This is a genomic window from Salinibacter pepae (assembly GCF_947077775.1).
Taxonomy (GTDB): domain Bacteria; phylum Bacteroidota; class Rhodothermia; order Rhodothermales; family Salinibacteraceae; genus Salinibacter; species Salinibacter pepae.
Genome location: NZ_CAMTTE010000001.1, coordinates 1245960 through 1264988, shown reverse-complemented (window position 1 = coordinate 1264988; position 19029 = coordinate 1245960). Strand labels below are relative to the sequence as shown.

The following is a 19029-nucleotide window of genomic DNA, read 5'->3' as shown; positions in this document are numbered from 1 at the left end:
CGACGCACCCACTACTCGGACGTGCCCGTCGCGGGCTCCAGGCCGAGGGCGGCGAGGAGGAGCGCGGCGGCAACGGAGCGGCGCATACAGAGGCGATAAGAATCTGCAAGGGAGAGCGCATCCAAGATAGGTGATGCGGGCGCCAACGAAAAGCGACGGAGACGTGTGGAGGAAAAGGAGGAGGGTCGGCTCGCGGAGCAGGAAGGGAGGAGACCGAGCCCTGATCTGCATCAGGGCTCGGGGCGGAGGAAGGGCACGAACCGGACGGGCGCGAGCGTCCGTCTCGTGAGTTTGCCGTCGTCGTTCGTGACGAGGGTGAGGTCCTGGGTGCCGCCCGCCGGGCCCACCGGCACGATCATGCGTCCGCCCTCCGCGAGCTGGTCGAGGAGGGGCGGCGGGATCGCGTCGGGGGCCGCCGTCACCACGATGGCGTCGAATGGCGCGCGGGCCGGCCACCCGTCAAAGCCATCCCCGTTCCGGACGAGGACGTTGTCGTAGCCAAGGCGACGGAGGCGCTCGGTGGCGCTGGCGGCCAGGTCGGGAATGATTTCGATGGTGTAGACCGAATCCACGATCGAGGCCAGCACGGCGGCCTGATAGCCCGAGCCGGTTCCCACCTCCAGGACGCGGTCCGCCGAATCCGGCCGGACGAGCGCCGTCATCCGGGCCACGATGTAGGGCTGGGAGATGGTCTGGTCGTGGCCGATGGGGAGCGGACGATCCGCGTAGGCGAGCTCCGGAGACACCTCAGGCACGAACCGGTGGCGCGGCACGGAGCGCAGGGCGCCGCGCACCGCCGGATCGGTGAGGCCCCGGGCGGCAATCTGTTGTTGGACCATGCGCTCGCGTAGGTCTTGATGAGGCCACGAGGTATCGGGCGGGGGCGCGACGACGAGAAGGGCGAGGAGAGCGCCGAGCATGATGGGGGCTGGACGTGGCGGAGTGTGAACAATGACTAACGGATCGTCCCAGGCGGGCGTTCAAGGGGCATGCAAGCCGGCTCTCTACAGGATTTCCACAGCATCTCTTTGAAGCGGTGCCTTAATTGGGGGCGTCACACTTTTACACACCGACGTCGCGAGTACGCTATGCTTCCCTTTTCTCCGCCTCGCCGCCTCTCCGCCTTCGGGTCACTGCTGCTGGGACTGGGAATCGCGTGTGCGACCCTGGGGGGCCTATCGCCCGGGATGGCACAGGCGCAGTCCTCCGCCACCGTCCAGGGGCGGGTGGTCGATGCTGAGACGGGCGCTCCCCTCGCCGGGGCCAACGTGCAGGTTCTGGGCACCCAGCGGGGCACCAGCGCCGACACCGACGGGCAGTATCGCGTCCGGGTCGCGCCGGGCGACCTCCGCCTGCGAGCGAGCTTCGTCGGCTACTCGGCGGAAACGGAGCAGCTGCGCGTGGAGGCGGGCGAGACGTACACGTTCGACTTTGAGCTCACGCCCGGGTCGACGCTCGACGACGTGGTGGTTGTCGGAAGCCGGGGCCAGAGCCGGTCGGCCCTCCAGTCGGCCGTCCCGGTCGACGCGCTGCCGGTGGGGGAGTTGACGACCCAGTCGCCACAGACGGATCTGAACCAGTTGCTTACCTACACGGCGCCGTCATTCCAGGCGAATCGTCAGACCTCATCCGATGCGACTGAGTTCATTGACCCGGCAACCCTCCGGAGCCTGCCGCCCGACCAGCTGCTCGTGCTCGTCAATGGCAAGCGGCGCCACAAGAGCTCCCTCGTCAATACGCTTGGCACGGTGGGGCGGGGCGCCGTGGGGACAGACCTGAACGCCATTCCCTCGGCGGCCGTCCAGCGCGTTGAGGTGCTGCGCAACGGCGCCTCGGCCCAGTACGGGTCCGACGCCGTCGCCGGGGTCCTCAACCTGCAGATGAAAGAGGCGACCAACCAGCTCACAGCCGACGTCACCACAGGACTGCGCAACGCCGGGGATGGGGAGGTTGTGAAGGTGTCAGCAAACTACGGCTTTGCGGTTGGCGAGGACGGCTTCGTCAACGTCACGGGCATGTTTCGGGACCGGGCGCGGACCAACCGGGCCGACGGAAATCAGCTCATCCTCTTCGACCAGTCGGACGTTCCGAACGGCGTTGCGCCCCCGTCGGGCTTCCCGTTCGCGTATCCGCAGGTAGCCGGCATCATCGGAGAGGAGGCCGCTCAAAACGCCCGACGCATCGATACCCAGATCTTGAATCAGCGCGGGCTGGAGCGGTCCGACTTCCAGTTCCGAGTGGGGCAGTCGGCCGTCCAGCAACGGGCCGTTTTCCTGAACTCGGAAGTAGGACTGGGCAACGACGCGACGCTCTACGCCTTCGGGGGCCTTTCCTACAAGAATGGAATTGGGGCCCCCTTCCGGCGGCTTCCATTCAGCACCTCGGCCATGCCATACCGGGCGTCCAACACTGACCCTGCCCTCTTTCCAAATGGTTTCCAGCCGGAGATGAACTCCGACGTGGTCGACCAGTCGCTCACGATCGGCGTCGAGGGCACGATTGGAGGATGGACCTGGGACCTCAGCAACAGCTACGGGCGCAACAGCCTGGACTACCAGATGGACAACACGGTCAATGCGTCCCTCCTCCAGGCCAGTCCCACCAGCATCTACGCCGGTGGGCACGCCTTCAGCCAGAACGTGACCAACCTCGATGTGTCGCGCTTCTTCGACGACGCGTTGGCGGGCATTAACGTGGCCTTTGGGGGAGCCTACCGGACCGACCGGTACCAAATCTTTTCGGGGGAGGAAGCCTCGTACCGCAACTACGGCCGCGTCCAGCTGATCGATGACACGAGTGCCGCGAGCCCCCGATTGGTCACGCGCGACACGCTCGGCAAGGAGCCGGGCACGCAGGGCTTCGTGGGCTTTCGGCCGGAGAACGAGGTGGACCGCACGCGCAGCAACGTGGCGGCCTACCTCGATACGGAGGTCAACCTCACGGAGGCCCTTTTGGTGACGGCCGCCGGCCGCTACGAGAACTACAGCGACTTCGGGGGCACCCTGAATGGGCGTCTGGCTGCCCGGTGGGGCCTGCTTGACGGGCGCCTCAACCTGCGCGGGTCGGCGAGCACGGGCTTCCGTGCCCCGTCCCTCCACCAAATCTACTTCAACGAGGTGCGAACCGACTTCGACGACCAGGGGCAGCTCGTGAACATCGGAACCTTCAGCAACGACAGCGAGGTGGCCCGCGTCCTGGGCATTCCGCAACTCGAAGAGGAGCGGTCGCGCAGCTATAGCGCCGGCATCACGGCCAGCCCCATCGAGAACCTTGACCTCACGATTGACGGGTACCAGATCTACGTGGACGACCGCGTGGTGCTGACGGGAGAGTTTAGCTCGGGGCTCTCCAATCTTCTCGCAGAGGTGGGGGCACAGAACGCGCAGGTATTCGCCAACGCCGTGGACACCAAGACGACCGGCCTTGACGTGGTGGCGACGTATCGCCTTCCGCTGCCCACCGGCACCGTCGAGTTCTCGGCCGCCGGCAACGTCAACGACACCGAAATCCAGTCATTGACCATCCCCGAGACCGTTCGCGCAAACTACGAGGGAGACGACCTGCAGGGCACGTTCTTTGGCCGGCAGGAGCAGGGCTTCCTCACGGAGAGCAACCCGGAGTCGAAGGTCACGCTCTCGGCCGATTATCAACTCAGCGCGTTCGGCCTTCTGGTCCGCACGGTGCGCTTTGGGGAACAGGTGCGGCCCGGCTTCGCGCAGAATCAGACCCACAGCCCCGAGTGGGTGGTCGACGCGACGGCCTCGTACGACCTCACGGAGGCGGCGACGGTGAGTATCGGCGCCAGCAACCTGTTCAACAACTATCCCGACGAGCAGGTCTTCGGCAACTCGTACGCGGGTGTCTTCGACTACGCGCCGGTGCAACAGGGGCTCAATGGGGCCTTTTACTTCGCCCGCCTCAACGTGCAGCTGTAGTCCCGTTGAGCTCGGCGACATCCCGACGGCCCGCCTCGTCCGCCTGGACGGAGCGGGCCGTCCGTCGTTGGGGGGACTACGCGGTCGGTTCGGACCTCGGGGCCTCGTCCGGGGCGCCCCACTGGCCGGCAACGTAGAGGGCCGCCCCTACGGCCACGATGCTGAGCCCGATCAGCGACTCGGTCGGCCGGTCGAGAAACACGTACACGAGGATCCAGGCGTTGGCCGCCAGGAAGAGGAGCGGCGTCACCGGGTAGCCCCAGGTTTTGTACGGGCGGTCGATCTCGGGCCGGCGCCAGCGGAGGACGAACACCCCGGCGACCGTCACCATCGTCGACAGGATGAGCGTGAAGCCGGCGTACACGAGCACCTGGTCGAAGGTGGACGTGTAGATGAAGAGAAGGGCGAGGCCCAGCTGGAACAGGATGGAGTTGACGGGAATGCCCCGGTCGTTGGTGACCGCGAGCCAGCGCAGCGCGTGGGTGTCCTCCCCCATTGCCTGTGTGACGCGCGGCCCCAGGTAGACGAGGGCGCTTACGGTGGAGACGAGGAGCAGGGCGATAAACAGCGACATCACCTCGCCCCCTGCGTCCCCGAAAATGACGGAGCCGGCGAGAAAGCCCACCTCCACCTCCCCGGCCATCTCCTGCGCTGGCACCGTGTACAGGAATACGAAGTTGAGCAGCACATAAAGGACCGTCACGAGCGCGGTGCCCAGCACCAGCGAGAGCGGCAGGTTGCGCTGCGGGGCCCGGATCTCCCCGACGATGTAGATGGCGGCGTTCCACCCGGCGTAGGCGTACGACACGAACACGAGTGAGACAGCGAAGCCGGGGCTCACGAGTTCCTTCAGGGCGTCTCCGTCCGGGACGACCGTGATGCTGTGAGTGGTCGGGTCGGCCTGAACGGCCGCGCCCACGAAGACGAGGATGAGCAGCACCTTCAGGGCCGTAAACGCGTTCTGAAACCAGCTGCCCCACGTGATGCTCGTGGCGTGGATGGCGGAGCAGAGGAGCACGATGCCCGCCGCCAGGTGCGTGGACGACAGGCTCGGGAAGACGGCGGTGGTGTAGTCCCCGAACGCGATGGCGGCGAGCGCCGTGGGCCCCGCAAAGCCGAGGGTCGCCGAGATCCACCCGGCGATGAAGCCGAGTGCGGGGTGGTACAACTCCGAGATGAGGTGGTACTCGCCGCCGGAGCGGGGCAGCGCGGCCCCCAATTCCCCGTACGTGAGCGCCCCGCAGAGGGAGATCCCACCGCCCACCGCCCACAGCATGAGCAGGGCGAAGGGGGAGTCCAGGTACTCCACCTGAAACCCGACGCTCGTGAAGATGCCGGTGCCGACCATGTTGGCCACCACGAGGGACGCGGCGGTTAGGAGGCCCACTTTGACGGGCGTGCGGTCGGGCGTGGTCATTCGGGAGGCGGGGTGGGGCGATGGGACGCAGGGGTGGGAGCCGGGGGCCACAGGCAGGCGGCAGGGGCGTCGTGGCCCTGGGTCCTTTCCCCAAAGGAAAACCCCCTGGCTGCAAACTGCAACCAGGGGGCAGTGCCCGAGATGGGATTCGTGGTAAACGCAACCGCCGAGAAGTTCCGAGGGGGGACGGGATATCGGCCTCCGTAGCCGTTGAGCGGAGAAATAGGATGTTGCGTGCCAAAACGGATTGGGCCGTCGCAGAGGATGTATGGGAACTCAACCCTGACAGTAGCCCTGAGAGTCTGAGGCGAGGGGAAATGGGGCCTCAGAGACTTTCGTTTCGGCGATCTTGATGTGGCTGGGGAGGCGGTTCAGGCCGGATCCTCGGGGTCACTCACTCCCAGACGGCGGTGGCGGAATCTCCAAGGGGGGCGATCAGAAGTATTGCCTCCGTCGGCGGCAGCACTACGCAGAAGTAGATGTCCGGCTGGCCTGAGGAATTTTGATGCGGAGTCGTCTTTCCGTGCTGAGAGAAGCCACTCGCCCGTGCTTAGAGACCCCGAGTTGCCTCTTTTCATCTGCTCACCAAGGGAGCTGTGCTGAAGAATGACACGTCCATCGCACGGCCGTCCCATCTGAGTCACGCGGCTGCTGCGGTGCCACGTCTCCGGATTTGGGCGTTGACGGAGGGGCTCGTTGGAATTGCACGTCGAATAAAACGTCTTTGCACACCTTCCCGCTCCCTCACAAGAGCGCGATTGATGCTCCGTCGGAATGTAAGGAGGACTCTACCACCTGGAGGGCATCCAGAGTCGTCGTTGCACACACGTCGACTGCACACTTCTCGAAACACTCTGTTTTGTGTAGTGTCGAGTCCATTCCGTTCGACGTGCACGGCCCCTCCAGACCGATGGACCCCGACGATCTCATCAGTTTCAGCGACGCGGCCCGCCAAATTGGATGCAGCCGGACCACGCTCTACCGTGCAACCGACGATGGGCGACTGAACGACGTGGAAGTGGGTGGCCGTCGAATGCTCCTTAAAGACGAGGCATGGGAGGACTTTGAGCCCATCCGCACAGGGGCCCGGGCACAGAAGCGTTCGGATAAGGCGGAGCCGGAATGAGCGCGGTGTGTACGAGAGACGACTCCTCCCAAACTGCAACCACCACGGCGTAGTACCTACCGTTCTTCGTGAGGGGCCGTATCGGGTGCACTTTTACGCACAGGATCGGCTTCAAGAACCGCCGCACGTTCACGTTCAGCGGGACCGCAACGAGGCGAAATTTTGGGTCGACCCGGTGCGTCTGGAGCGGGGCGGCGGGTTTCCTCGGCACGAGCTCCGTGAGATCCGGCGCCTTCTCGAAACCCACGAACAAGACCTTCTCGACGCCTGGAATGCCTACTCGTAAGCACGCCCCCGACACGAGCTCCCACGACACTGCCCGGATTGTGGAGGCGGAAGTCAACGCAGACGAGATCACAGTTCACCTCGAAGACGGCCGCAGCGTGACGACGCCTCTCGAATGGTACCCCCGATTGGCATTTGCGACCGCCGAGGAACGGCAGACTTACGAGATTACCGGACGCGGCCGCGGCCTCCATTGGCCCATGCTGGACGAAGATCTGTCCGTGCGCGGTATGCTCTCGGGTACGCCCTCCGCAGAGGGCCCAGAGAGCCTCAAGGGATGGAAGGAGGCGCTCCAGGAACGCCGCCGCCTCCGGGCGGAGGAAGAAGAGCCCCCGCCGTGGGGGACGGGCAAGTACCGCATTCCGTACAGCCATTTTCTCGATGATGACACGAGGGAATGATCGGGACCCGCTTCCGACGCCTGCGCCACTCGACGGCCTCGCCCCTGACGATGGAAGGCGCCCGAAGGAAGTCGTAGCGGAGGTATTGGGACACACGACCACCCGAATGGCCGACAAGTACAGTCACCTTTCGCCGGGGGGCAGGGAGCGGTCGATGGAAGACCCGTTCGGCTCGTAGCCACACTTGGGAACGCCGTTCCCAAATTATTCCCAAGTCGTTTTCAGGTTCATGCCATTTCCCTCAGCATCTCGCAAGATCGGGGAGACGAACCCAAACAAAAACGCCTCCGAGATCACCGATGAACGGCGCTCAGAGGCGTTTAAGCTGTCGCTGCGTGTGCCCGAGAGAGGACTCGAACCTCCACGGCCTATAACGGCCACATGGCCCTCAACCATGCGCGTCTACCAATTCCGCCACTCGGGCAGGCACTACTGAATGTCGGGTCTCGAATGTCGACTCGGGGCCGTTGTTTCGGTACGTACCCGCTGCCACTCGACACCCGTAATTGCTGTGACCCCGGCAGGATTCGAACCTGCGACTCACGGATTAAAAGTCCGTTGCTCTGCCAAGCTGAGCTACGAGGTCAAAATGTCAAAGACACGTCCCTATATATGCTGCCCCGTCGCATCTGTTCGTGGCGCCTGGCGTGAAGCGTTCGTGAGGCCGGCACCGGACGACCGTCTGGACCGTCGTCCGACCGTTGAGGACGGCACGCCTCGGTCCATCGCGCAGGGCGATTTCTCATTTTCCCGCCCATTTTCGTATGATGGTCGGGCCGCTGCCCGCCTCCGCCAAGCCCGTCTTAAAAAATGGGTGCTGTGTCCCCGCCTCGGCGTCCGGGGCGGACTGGGGCGGAAATGCGGCGGGCCTGACATTTCACGTTGCTCCCTTGCACGAACCTCTCTCCTCTACCATGGATGTTCTTGTCGTCGGCGGCACCGGCACCATCGGCCGCGCCGTCGTGGATACGCTTTCGCCCCGGCACGACGCAACGGCGGTGGGGCACACGAGCGGCGAGCTGCAGGTCGATCTGGCCGATCCCGAATCGATTGATCGGCTCTACGACGCCGTGGGCCCGCAGGACGCTGTGCTCTCGTGTGCAGGGGAGGCGGCCTTCGGCGAGCTTCCCGAGCTCACGACCGACGACTTTTCCCACAGCCTGTCGAACAAGCTCATGGGGCAAGTAAACCTTGTCCGCCACGGGCTCAACGTGGTGCGCGACGGGGGGAGCTTTACCCTCACGAGCGGCGTGTTGAGTCAGGAGCCAATGCCGGGCAGCGCGGCCATCAGCCTCGTCAACGCCGGCGTCGAGGGGTTCGTGCGGGCGGCCGCCCTGGAGGCGCCGCGGGACATCCGGGTCAACGTGGTGAGCCCGCCCTGGGTGGCGGAGACACTCGATGAAATGGGCGAGGATCCCCGTGACGGCCTGCCGGCGGCGGCCGTCGCGGAGGCGTACCGGGCGAGCCTGGAGGGCGACATGACGGGCGAGACCCTCGATGCGCGGGCCCTGGCGTAGTCCGTGCGGGGCCTGCCGTGTTGCCCATGTGCCCCGGGCGGTCGGGGGAGGGCGGCCGAGGCGGGGCGACGACGGAGGAAGCGACTTGGGGGCGTTCGGGCTCTTTCCTATACTGTATCCCTGTCGCCCTGCGGCGCCCCCGCCGAGCGACGGGCACCGTTGTGTCTTGTCCAGTTGCCGTCTTCACTATGCCCCACCGCCCGGTTCTTCTCGCGCTCGCATCCGCACTCGCGATCGGCCTCGTCGGATGCGCGAGCCCGTCGAACGAGTCCGCCTCCCCCTCCATTGACGGGGTGGGCGAGCCGGCCTGGGTGCAGGACGCCACCGTCTACGAGGTGTTCGTCCCGGACGCCTCCGCGGAGGGCACCTTCCAGGGCCTCATCGGGCGGCTCGACGAGATGCAGGCGATGGGCGTCAATACGCTCTGGCTCATGCCCATCCATCCGATCGGCGAAAAGCGGCGCAAGAGCGACATCGGAGCGCTGGGGTCCCCGTATTCCATCAAAGACTACTACGACGTGAATCCGGACTACGGGACGAAGGCGGACTTCCGGGCACTCGTGGATTCGGTGCACGCCCGGGACATGCACATCATCATCGACCTGGTGGCCAACCACACGGCCTGGGACCACCCGTGGCTGGACGAGCACCCGGACATGTACAGCGACGGGCCCATCGACGGCTTCACGGTGCCGGTGCTGAACGGCGACACGACCAACTGGACGGACGTGGTGGAGCTCGACTTTGAGAACCCGCGGACGCGGCAGGAGATGATCGACGTCATGCAGTACTGGGTTCGTGAGTTTAACATTGACGGCTACCGGGCCGACGTGGCCCACGCGGTGCCGCTCGACTTCTGGAAGAATGCGATCGACTCGGTGGAGGCCCACAAGGAGGTGCTGATGCTGGCGGAGGCGGCGGGGCCGGAAATGCATGAAGTAGGCTTCGACCAGACATACGCCTGGCCCTTCTACGGCGCGCTGAAGCGGGTGTGGGCGGAGGACGCCCCCGTCCGCACCCTCGCCACGCAGGTCGACACCGCCCTTGCCAATCTCCCGGAAGCGGCCCGGCGCCTGCGCTTCACCACGAACCACGACGAGACGATGTGGGACGCCCCCCCGCCCGCCCTCTTCGACGGCCTCGAGGGCTCGAAGGCGGCGTTCGTGCTTGCGACGAGCATGCCCGGGGCGCCGCTGGTCTACAACGGCCAGGAGCTGGGCGTGGCCGACTCGGTGTCCTTCTTTGCCCGCACGCCGTACGACTGGTCGCAGACGCCCGACGTCCGACGCTTCTACCGCGATTACCTCGGGCTGTACGGCGACAGCCCGGCCCTGCGCACCGGGGCCCTGACGGTGCATACCCCGGACGCCGAGGATGTGCTGGTGTACGAGCGGGCGACGGACACGGACAGCCTGCTCGTTGCGGTCAACGTCCGCGACGCCTCGCGCGAGGTCTCCCTTCCGGACGGCTACGCCGACGCGCCCCTCACCGATGCCCTGACGGGGGCGTCTGTGGAGGGCGCGACGATGACCCTGGAGGCCTACGACTACCGCGTTCTCCGGCGGGAGGCCGCGGAATGACGGACAAATCGGAAGATCGACACCGCAGGGCGCCCGCGCCCGGACCCGCGAGGTCTTGCTTACGTCTCACTCGTATCGCCTATGGCACCTGCCGACGACGCCGAGGGCTCCGCTCGTTCCCCGAGCGCGTCGTCGGACGCCTCGCCCCTCGCCGACCTTGACGTTTGGCTGCTCTTTGCCGTCACGCTGGTGGGCGTCGGCAATGTGTCCGGGGTGTCGCCCGCCTTTCCGCAGGTGGTCGACGTACTCGACATTTCGCGGGTCCAGGTGGGCTGGGTCGTGACGGCCTACTCGCTCCCGGGCCTCCTGAGTGCGCCCCTCGCGGGCATCGGCGCCGACCGCCTGGGACGGAAGCGGGTGCTGGTGCCCACGCTGTTTGTGTTTGGGATCGCCGGCGGGGCGTGCGCCCTGGCCCGGTCGTTTCCCGTGCTGCTCGGCCTGCGGGCCGTGCAGGGGTTCGCCGCGGCGCCGCTGGTCGGGCTCGCCATTACGATCATCGGCGACCGGTACGACGGCGCGACGCGGGCCGCGGTGGTCGGCTACAACGCCACGGCCCTCAACGTGGGGACAGCGGCCTTTCCGGCCGTGGGCGGAATGCTGGCGGCCATCGCGTGGTACGTGCCGTTCGCCCTCCCACTTCTCGCCCTTCCGGTGGGGGCGGCGGTGGCGTGGAAGCTGGAGGCCCCGGCGGTCGACGGTCGGTCGAGTGCGGAGGGCTTTCGGGGCTACCTCCGGACGGTGGGGGCGCGCCTGCGGGATCGACGGGTCTTCGGCCTGCTCGCCGTCAACCTCGGCATCTTTGTCCTCATCTTCGGCGCCTTCCTCACGTACGTGCCGGAGCTCGTCGAGACCCGCTTCGGCGCCTCGTCCGTCGTGTCGGGGGGGGTGCTGGCCGCGGCGTCGGTGTCGAGCGCCCTGGTGGCGACCCAGATTGGGCGCCTGGCGACCTGGGTCCCGCCCCGCCGCCTCATCCAGGGCTCCATCGTGATCGACGGGGTGGCGCTCGTCCTCATGCCGCTGGCGCCCGGCGTGTGGGGCGTCGGGATGGCCTCGCTGTTCTACGGCGTGGCACAGGGCCTGAACCAGCCGGCCCTGCAGACCCGGCTGACCGAGCTGTCGTCGGAGGCCTCCCGCGGTGTGATTTTGTCCCTCAACGGCACGATCCTGCGCCTTGGGCAGGCCGGGGGGCCGCTCCTGATGGGCCTGGCGCTCGCCCTGGGCGGCATCGAGGCGGTGTTCTACGCGGCCGGGGGCGTGGCCCTCCTGGTGGGGCTCGCGGCGCTGTGGCTCCTCGGCGCAGCGTAGGAACGCCCGGATGGGCGGCACAGGGCCCTCGTCCGGGGCGTCGAGGCGGCGGCGTCCCCCCTCCGGGCCGGCCCTAATGATCGATCGTGAGGACCGCGCGGAAGCGGGCCTCATTGTTGATCATGCGGTCGTAGGCCGCCCCGGCCGCCTCCAGGGAGAAGGTCTCGATCTCGGGCAGCGCCTCGGCCTGCGCGCTGAACGCGAGCGTGTCCTCCGAGTCCTTCGCGTCGCCGCTGGGCCAGCCGGAGACCGACTTGCGGCCCTGAATGAGCGCCATCGGTGGGACCTCGACCGCCTCTCCCGTCGCGGCAACGATCACGAGGTCCCCGTCGCGGCCCAGCCCGCCGAGGACCGACGTAATGGCGTCGGAATTTGGCGCGGTGGCCAGGATCAGGTCGGCCCCGCCCCGAGCCTGAAGTGCCTCGGCCGGATCGGTGTTCGACACGTCGACGAAGTGGGCGGCCCCGAGGTCGTGGGCCAGCGCCTCCTTGTCGGCACTCGTGGAGAGCGCCACCACCTCCAGGCCCATCGCCGCGGCGTACTGCACGCCCAGGTGGCCCAGTCCGCCGATGCCCTGCACCGCGACGAGGTCGCCGGGCTGCAGGTCCTGATTGCGAAGCGCGTTGAACGTGGTGATGCCGGCGCAGAGCAGGGGCGCGGCGTCTTCGGCGGCCAGGCCCTCCGGCATCTTCGCCACGGCCTCGGCGGGGGCGGTCATGTACTCGGCGTAGCCGCCGTCGTAGTGGATGCCGGTCACGAGGCCGTTCTCGCAGTTCACAAAGTCGCCCGTGCGACAGGCGTCGCAGGTGAAGCAATGGCCGCCGTGCCAGCCGACCCCCACGCGGTCGCCCTCCGACCACTGGGTAACATCCGTTCCCACGGCGTCGACCACCCCGGCGACCTCGTGGCCCGGCACGCGCGGGTATTCGAGGCCGGGGAACGTGCCCTCCTTCACGAAGGCGTCGCTGTGACAGATGCCACACGCCTCGACGCGAACGCGCACCTCGTGGGCGTCGGGGTCGGGCACAGGAAGGTCAACGATTTCAAAGTCGGCCCCGGCACTGGGAATGCGGGCGGCTTGCATGGTGGACATGAGGGCAAAAGGGGCTGTTGTGCGGGCGAATCGAAAGGCTCTCTCCGGAGGTGCCGTTCTGGAAGGAGCCCGGGAAGTTCATAGACCGGTACCGATCGACTCCGGCCGCGTTTCCAGGCAGGGAATCCACGGCGAGGGCCCGCACCGGATTGACAAAGGGGACTGCGGTGCTGTAACGTCTGGGACGAAGGGCACGTAGAGAAATAAGAGTTCGTTCACAGATCCACGGCCCCCATGTCCGGCTCCTCCCTCCTTCGCCTTGCAGTCGTTGCATTGCTTCTCGCCGTGGGGCCCGCCGCGGCCCAGGAACAGCAGTACGTGCTGTCGGAGATGGACGTCACCGTCCACGTGCGGCCCGATGGCGGCTACGAGGTGCAGGAGTCGATTGCGTACGATTTCCAGCAGGGGGCTTTTTCGCGGGCGTACCGGTCGGTCGTGCGGGCGGATGCGGGCGCCCTTCGGGCCGTGGCGGTGACCAGTCCGGAAACGTCCGTCGACTCGGTACGGACGGGGGAGACAGACGGTGTGCGCCAGGTCTGGTGGTCGTTTCCGGACCGCTCCGCGCCGGCCCGGTTCGATGTCCGGTACATCCTGGAGGAGGCGCTCTACGAGCGAGGCGACCGCAACGTGGTCCAACTCGACGTGATGGCCGACGGGGCCGTCGTGCCCACCCGAACCGTGGACGTACAGGTGGTTCTCCCGGCGGCCTTCGACCTGCAGCGAGACGACGTTGTGCTCCGTCCGGACGCGGGGACCGTGCGACGAGAGGCCGGCCGGATTGTGGCGTCGTTCCACCGCGATCGCGTAGAGGAGGGGGACGACCTCTCGGTCGAGGTGTCGTTTCCGAAGCAGGCGGCCGGCGAGCATCTGCCGACGACCGCAGATTTTCTCTTCGGGCTGTTTCTCGTGGTTGTGGGCGGTGCCGCGGGGGGCGTTGCTGCGTGGCGCTGGCGCGGCCCGCGCCCGGAGCGAACGGCCCGCCGCCCGCCGCCTGACCTCGACCGGCCGATGGCAGTGGCGCTGCTCGGGAATCGGGACGGACAGGCGTTCCTCGCAACGCTGTTCGATCTCGCCCGGCGCGGCCACGTCACCCTTCGTCACGACCGGGCGGATCAGGCCTTCGGAACCACCGATATGGTCCGGCTGGAGACGCATCCTACCCCGGACAACCTCTCGGACTTCGAGCGTCGCCTCGTGGACACGCTCGGGGAGTACGAGACCCTCGAGGACTTTTGGTCGGACACCAGCTCATTCCGGAGTGACGTCATGAGTGACGTTCGGGGCGTGCTGTTTGAGCGTGGGTGGATGGAGAACCACACGGTGCGCTCCGGACTGCTTCTGGGCGGGGCCCTCGTGGCGCTTCTCGGGGGATTCGCCGCCGTGGTAACGGGCGACAGCGCCCTTCGCTTCTACCTCCTCTTCGGGGGCATGGGCGTGAGCCTCGGGGGATTCATCGCCGCGGTGCGGCAGTACACCTGGACCGAGGACGGCGCGCGCCGGGCCGTGGCGCTCCGCGCATACCTCGACCACGAGAAATCCGAGATTGAGCGGCTTCGAGAAACGAGTCCGGCACGCGCCGCCGAACGGCTCGTGGATGCGCTCCCGTGGCTGCTCCTCCACGAGGAGGTGTCGAGGGCCTGGATCGAAGAGACCAAAGAGGCGCTCGATGCGGCGGACGAGGTGCCGGAGCTCCCGGAGGGGTTCGCCAGTCTCGTGGGGGCGGAGCAACCGGCGAGTGCTCCCGTCGCGGCCTTTTTGCCGGTCGTGACGGTGATGGGGGCGGTCGAGTCGTCGTCGGCCGGGGCTGCAGGGGCGGCCGGGGCTGCCGGAGCGGCTGGCGGCGGCGGGGCCGGTGCCGCGGGGGCGGCGTGAGTGCGTTGAACGTTGGAAGGTTGGGGGAGAGAAATCCCGTCTCCTGATGCCTGAGTTCATTCGGGGAGGTCAAGCACGTTTCGCGCCTCGTCTGCGCGATTGGCAGGCACTTTTGCCTGCACGCCCCCTTCCGTGGCGTCAAACATCGGCGCGAGGCCGGACTGGTCTGCATTTGCGAGCATGCACGGAATGCCGGCGTCCTCTAGCCTGGTTTTGGCGAGCTGGGCACCGCCTCGCATGTCGTAGCGGGCGACGGTGACGAGGGACGCGTCCGACACGGCACGTGCAAGAGGCTGTACGAGAAGAAGGGTGAGGAGGCTAATCGGCCATCCACGCCTTTGCCAGCGCCTCCGGGTCGGGCGTCTCGCCGCTGGCGGTGAAGCTGCGGGCGACGTACTTGCCAATTAGGTCGAACTCCAGGTTGACCGCCGCCCCCTCCGTCCACGTTTCCGCCACGTTCGTGACCGCGTGGGTGTGCGGGATGATGGCGACGGTGAACGTGTCCTCGCCGAGGCGGGCCACCGTGAGGCTGATGCCGTCGACGGAGACGGACCCGACCGGGATCAAGTACGCGGCGTGCTGCGGGTCGAACTGAATCGTGTAGAGCCAGTCGGTCTCCTCCTGCTCCACGTTCGTGATGGTGCCGGTGGCGTCGACGTGGCCCTGCACGAAGTGGCCGTCGAGCCGGTCGCCGGCCTGCAGGGCGCGCTCCAGGTTGACCGGGGCGCCCGCCTCCAAGTCGCTGAAGGTCGTCTTGCGCAGGGTCTCCTCGATGCTGTCGACAGCGAAGGTGGAGGCGTCCGGGTCGACGTCGACGACGGTCTGGCACGCGCCGTCGATCGACACGCTCTGATCGATGTGGAGCTCGGGGGCGAGGTCCGCCTCGATCGTGAGCCGCTTGCCCGCACGGTCGCTGCCGAGGGACTCGACCGCCGTGAGCGTGCCGACTTCTTCGATGATGCCGGTAAACATTGTGGTGGGAGGGATTGGGAAAAAGAACCTCTAAGCCGGGGGCGTCAGCGAGTGAGGGGCCTACACGGCCCGCCGGTAGCCGCGCAGGAGCACGTCCGCCCCCACGGTCGCCCACGCCTGCTCGGCGAACGTGAGGGCCCCGTCCATCTCCGTGATGCCGAGGTCGCGGAGCGCGGGCCGCCCGTCCCCCAAAACCTTCGGCGCGACGAAACAGAAGAAGCGGTCCACGAGGTCCTGTCGGAAGAGGGCCGTCGCGAGGCCAGGCCCGGCCTCCACCAGGAGCGACTGGAGCGGCGCCGCGTCGCGGCCGGCGTCGGTGCCGAGGCGCTGAAGGAGGGCGTGAAGGTCGAGGTGGGCGTCGCCCGTCTCGGGGATGCGCAGGATCGCCCCCCCGCGGTCAGTCAGTGGGGCGGCGTAGTCGGGACGGGGGCGGTCCTCGCCCACGACGGCGACCGTATCCTCGGCGTGGGCGTCGGTGAAGAGGGCCCGGTCGGGCGAGAGCGTGCCCTCGCGGTCAAGGACGAGGCGAAGCGGCTGGGGGCCGTCCACGTGACGCACCGTGAGGCGAGGGTCGTCGTGGGCGGCGGTGCCGCGGCCCACGAGAATCCCGTCCAGTTCCGCCCGCCACTGGTGAACGAGCGTGCGGGCCGCCTCGCCCGTGATCCACTGGCTGTCGCCCGTGCGGGTGGCGATGCGCCCGTCCAGTGTCTGGGCCGTCTTGAGTGTGACGAGCGGACGTCCGGTCTCGACGTGGTGGAAGAAGGCCTCGTTGAGGCGGCGGCAGGCGTGCTCGTGGACGCCCACCTCCACCTCTACCCCCTGCTCGCGCAACTGTCGGATGCCGCGGCCTTGGGCCTGCGGAAACGGGTCGACCGTCCCCACCACGACACGAGGGATGTTCTTTTCAACAATCAGGTCGGTGCAGGGCGGCGTCTTGCCGTGGTGGCGACAGGGCTCTAGATTGACGTAGAGGGTGGCATTCTGGAGGGCGGCGGGGCCGTGCTGCTGCTCGGCGGCCTGGAGGGCGCGGGCCTCGGCGTGGGGCCCGCCGTAAGTCCGGTGGGCGCCCTCTCCCAGTACGGTGCCGTCCGGGGCCAGGAGGACGGCGCCCACCATCGGGTTCGGACTCACCGTGCCCGCCCCCGTCCGGGCCAGATCCAGACACCGTTTCATCCAGGGCACGTGTCCAGTGTCGTCCACAGGAGGAACGTCTCCCTGGCGTAGGTCGGGGGCGGCGAGTCCGTCGGCGGTCATTTGTCAACGTCGAACTTGGATTCAGAACGGGGCTTCGGGTCGGGTAGGACGAATGGACGGGCCTTCTCGGCGGGACGATCACGAAGCGCCGCCGCGACCCGGCCCCGCACAGGAACGGGAAGCAGACGCCCCAATCGGAACCGCCGGGGGGCCGGCTCTGGGACAACGACAATGGGGGCGCCTGTAGGCCCGGCCCGCAACGCCCCGGCGGCACGGCGCCCTACCTGCCCCGGCGGTGATCCGTTCCGCCGCAACCAGGCGATCGCCGCGCCGCCGGGCGTCACGACTGCCGTTCGGCGTGACGGGTTTCATGCGTGCAGGCCCCTAGGAGAGGCATTTGAATGTGGGGGACAGGTCGGTTCTGGACCAGAAGCATAATTGTTGTTTGGATGACACTGCATGATATCAATTTCTATGCACGACAGAGGGGCACGATGCCGGTCAGAGGAGATTCACGAGATTCTGCCTCTTCGTGCATTGGAATCGCACGCGGGTCGGGCCGCACGCGCAGCGTTGCCCCTGCTGTGTCCGTGGGGGCGTGTCCCTTGCTTCGAACCAAACGCCCTCGGCCGGGCATAGGCTCCTTCTCATCGTTTGTGTGCCATCCACCTCGCCTGTCCGATGCGTTCGGTGCTCACGTCCATCTGGGTGTGGTTCGCCATCGGCACCCTGATCGTCCTGTGGGTGCCCGTCATGCTCGTGGCCCGTGCCGTGGACCGCGACCCGGCGCACTACTATGCCGGGTACACCCTCCGCATCATGGGGCGCTTGTTTACGTACGTGAATCCGTTCTGGGACGTCACCCTCGAAGGGGCGTTCCCGGAGGACCCCCGTCGTCCCTACGTTGTGGTGTGCAATCACTTCTCACAGGCCGACCCCCCCATCATCTCCCGTGTGCCCTGGGAGATGAAGTGGGTGGCGAAGAAACAGCTCTTCGACCTGCCGGTGGCCGGGTGGCTGCTGCATCTGAGCGGGGACATCTCGGTCGACCGGCGGCGCAAGAAGAGCCGGGCCCGGGTGCTCACAACGGCCCGCGACTACCTCGAGAAGCGGTGCAGCGTCATGTTTTTTCCGGAGGGCACGCGCTCCCGCGACGGGCGGGTGCAACGGTTCTCCGACGGGGCCTTCCGGCTCGCCATCGAGGAGGGGGTGCCGGTGTTGCCCCTCGCCATCGACGGCACCCACGAGGCCCTGCCAAAAAACTCCCTCTGGTTCAAGCCCAACCCGGAACCGATTCGTGTACAGGTGCTGGAGCCGGTCGAAACCGACGGGTGTTCGCCGGACCAGGCCCGGGCCCTACAGCGCCACGTGCGGGCCCGGATTGTGCGGCAGATTGCGGACTGGCGCGACGCCGATCTCGACACGGTCGATGGACGCAGCGGGACGGAGGCCGCCGCTGCCCGGTGGATCGACGAGGGCCCGGGGACCCCTGCCCAATCCGCCGGAAGGGCCTCTGGTGAAGCGTCCGTCAAACCCTCCACGTCTTCCGGCACGTCGGAACCGGGCCGCTAGAGGACTCATTCTGTGTACTGCCTTAAATTCAGTGCAGCAGATCGCTTGCCCAGTAGCTCAATCGGCAGAGCGTCCGGCTCTGGACCGGGAGGCTGGTGGTTCGAATCCACCCTGGGCAACCGTTCACACCTCTTTGTCCCTGCGGAGCCGCCGGCGCCGTGGGGCTTTTTTGTGTCGTGCCGTGGCGCCCCCACGGAAAGGCCCCTCGCGGGAAAGTCCCCCGCGGTGCCCGAGCGGAAAAAGGGGGCGCGCCGGGGCTACTCCGAAACGAACGCCCCGTGGGCGTCCCGGCTGCGGGCGTGCCGGAGAGGGCGAGCAGCGAGGCATGCCCCCGGCCCTGAAGAACAGATCCGAAGCGGTCCGTCGTCCCTACCCGACGGCAGGCAAGATCGTCGCTTCGCCCAAAAAATTCAGTTGCGACGTAAGATGCCAAATGGAATAAAAATTTTCAGTGTGAGTGACCAAAAGATCAAAGCTGGCACTCTCATTTTCCATAGGGCCCAAAAAGTCGATTTCTGCTTAACATGAATATGAAATTAAGGTAGATGGGGGCGTGGGGTGCGGAAGAGGGGGTTTAGGGGGCATGCGAGGGGGAATCGAGCGGGAAGGCAGGGTGGATGAGGCTGAGGTGCAAATGATGCGCCTTTCTTAAGAGAAGGTCAATTGTGCTTTTGGATGATGATGTCCGTCGTGTTAGCGGACTGAGGATTATCGGTTTTCTTCGTCTTGACAATAAAATTTCTTGTAGGTACAATTCGGG

15 protein-coding genes and 3 tRNA genes are annotated in these 19029 nt (G+C 66.9%); 10 read left to right on the top strand and 8 right to left on the bottom strand.

The window, feature by feature from the left end; translation table 11 throughout:
• Positions 1-230 precede the first annotated feature (230 nt).
• The gene (locus OJA40_RS05235) at positions 231-920 is read right to left on the bottom strand and encodes a protein-L-isoaspartate(D-aspartate) O-methyltransferase (protein WP_263810076.1); all 690 of its coding nucleotides are present in this window, start codon (positions 918-920) and stop codon (positions 231-233) included.
• A 168-nt stretch (positions 921-1088) separates the two neighbouring features.
• Here OJA40_RS05235 and OJA40_RS05230 point away from each other — a divergent pair, with 168 nt between their 5' ends.
• A complete protein-coding gene (locus OJA40_RS05230; protein ID WP_263810075.1) occupies positions 1089-3935 on the top strand; it encodes a TonB-dependent receptor in 2847 nt (948 codons plus the stop codon).
• A gap of 76 nt (positions 3936-4011) precedes the next feature.
• Here the strand turns inward: OJA40_RS05230 and OJA40_RS05225 are convergent, their stop codons facing one another.
• Positions 4012-5352 (bottom strand): APC family permease, encoded by a 1341-nt coding sequence (locus OJA40_RS05225; protein ID WP_208427565.1) that lies wholly within the window; start codon positions 5350-5352, stop codon positions 4012-4014.
• A 910-nt stretch (positions 5353-6262) separates the two neighbouring features.
• Between OJA40_RS05225 and OJA40_RS05220 the strand changes: the two genes are divergently transcribed.
• The 3 genes from OJA40_RS05220 (at position 6263) to OJA40_RS05210 (ending at position 7164) form a co-directional block, all read left to right on the top strand.
• Positions 6263-6478, top strand: coding sequence for an excisionase family DNA-binding protein (locus tag OJA40_RS05220; RefSeq protein WP_208427617.1), 216 nt, complete (start codon positions 6263-6265; stop codon positions 6476-6478).
• Positions 6479-6563: 85 nt separating this feature from the next.
• Positions 6564-6764, top strand: a complete 201-nt coding sequence (locus OJA40_RS05215) for a DUF4160 domain-containing protein (protein WP_263808611.1) — start codon at positions 6564-6566, stop codon at positions 6762-6764.
• Positions 6751-7164, top strand: a complete 414-nt coding sequence (locus OJA40_RS05210) for a DUF2442 domain-containing protein (protein ID WP_208427619.1) — start codon at positions 6751-6753, stop codon at positions 7162-7164. Before OJA40_RS05215 ends, OJA40_RS05210 begins: the two co-directional genes overlap by 14 nt.
• A 338-nt stretch (positions 7165-7502) precedes the next feature.
• Here OJA40_RS05210 and OJA40_RS05205 read toward each other — a convergent pair.
• Together OJA40_RS05205 and OJA40_RS05200 are read right to left on the bottom strand one after the other, a co-directional pair.
• Positions 7503-7588 (bottom strand) — tRNA-Leu (locus OJA40_RS05205).
• An 88-nt stretch (positions 7589-7676) separates the two neighbouring features.
• Positions 7677-7750 (bottom strand) — tRNA-Lys (locus tag OJA40_RS05200).
• Between the two features lie 328 nt (positions 7751-8078).
• On the opposite strand from OJA40_RS05200, the gene OJA40_RS05195 reads away from it, so the two are divergent.
• The 3 genes from OJA40_RS05195 (at position 8079) to OJA40_RS05185 (ending at position 11566) form a co-directional block, all read left to right on the top strand.
• Positions 8079-8681: a short chain dehydrogenase gene (locus tag OJA40_RS05195; protein ID WP_263810074.1), complete on the top strand. Its 603-nt coding sequence runs from the start codon at positions 8079-8081 to the stop codon at positions 8679-8681.
• Positions 8682-8869: 188 nt separating this feature from the next.
• A complete protein-coding gene (locus OJA40_RS05190) occupies positions 8870-10261 on the top strand; it encodes an alpha-amylase family glycosyl hydrolase (protein WP_263810073.1) in 1392 nt (463 codons plus the stop codon).
• 81 nt (positions 10262-10342) lie between these two features.
• The gene (locus OJA40_RS05185; RefSeq protein ID WP_208427611.1) at positions 10343-11566 is read left to right on the top strand and encodes an MFS transporter; all 1224 of its coding nucleotides are present in this window, start codon (positions 10343-10345) and stop codon (positions 11564-11566) included.
• A gap of 73 nt (positions 11567-11639) precedes the next feature.
• Here the strand turns inward: OJA40_RS05185 and OJA40_RS05180 are convergent, their stop codons facing one another.
• Positions 11640-12650: an alcohol dehydrogenase gene (locus tag OJA40_RS05180; protein WP_272506506.1), complete on the bottom strand. Its 1011-nt coding sequence runs from the start codon at positions 12648-12650 to the stop codon at positions 11640-11642.
• 243 nt (positions 12651-12893) lie between these two features.
• Between OJA40_RS05180 and OJA40_RS05175 the strand changes: the two genes are divergently transcribed.
• Positions 12894-14531, top strand: a complete 1638-nt coding sequence (locus OJA40_RS05175; protein WP_263810072.1) for a DUF2207 domain-containing protein — start codon at positions 12894-12896, stop codon at positions 14529-14531.
• A gap of 56 nt (positions 14532-14587) precedes the next feature.
• On the opposite strand, the gene OJA40_RS05170 is transcribed toward OJA40_RS05175, so the two are convergent.
• From OJA40_RS05170 to ribD, 3 genes are read right to left on the bottom strand one after another with little or no spacing between them, the layout of a single operon-like run.
• A complete protein-coding gene (locus tag OJA40_RS05170) occupies positions 14588-14809 on the bottom strand; it encodes a putative signal transducing protein (RefSeq protein WP_208427628.1) in 222 nt (73 codons plus the stop codon).
• 40 nt (positions 14810-14849) lie between these two features.
• Positions 14850-15503: a riboflavin synthase gene (locus OJA40_RS05165; protein WP_208427627.1), complete on the bottom strand. Its 654-nt coding sequence runs from the start codon at positions 15501-15503 to the stop codon at positions 14850-14852.
• A gap of 60 nt (positions 15504-15563) precedes the next feature.
• Positions 15564-16757, bottom strand: coding sequence for a bifunctional diaminohydroxyphosphoribosylaminopyrimidine deaminase/5-amino-6-(5-phosphoribosylamino)uracil reductase RibD (gene ribD / locus OJA40_RS05160; protein ID WP_263810071.1), 1194 nt, complete (start codon positions 16755-16757; stop codon positions 15564-15566).
• Between the two features lie 621 nt (positions 16758-17378).
• Between ribD and OJA40_RS05155 the strand changes: the two genes are divergently transcribed.
• Both OJA40_RS05155 and OJA40_RS05150 read left to right on the top strand, forming a co-directional pair.
• A complete protein-coding gene (locus tag OJA40_RS05155; protein ID WP_263808618.1) occupies positions 17379-18269 on the top strand; it encodes a lysophospholipid acyltransferase family protein in 891 nt (296 codons plus the stop codon).
• A gap of 46 nt (positions 18270-18315) precedes the next feature.
• A tRNA-Gln gene (locus tag OJA40_RS05150) sits at positions 18316-18388 on the top strand.
• Positions 18389-19029: the final 641 nt, after the last annotated feature.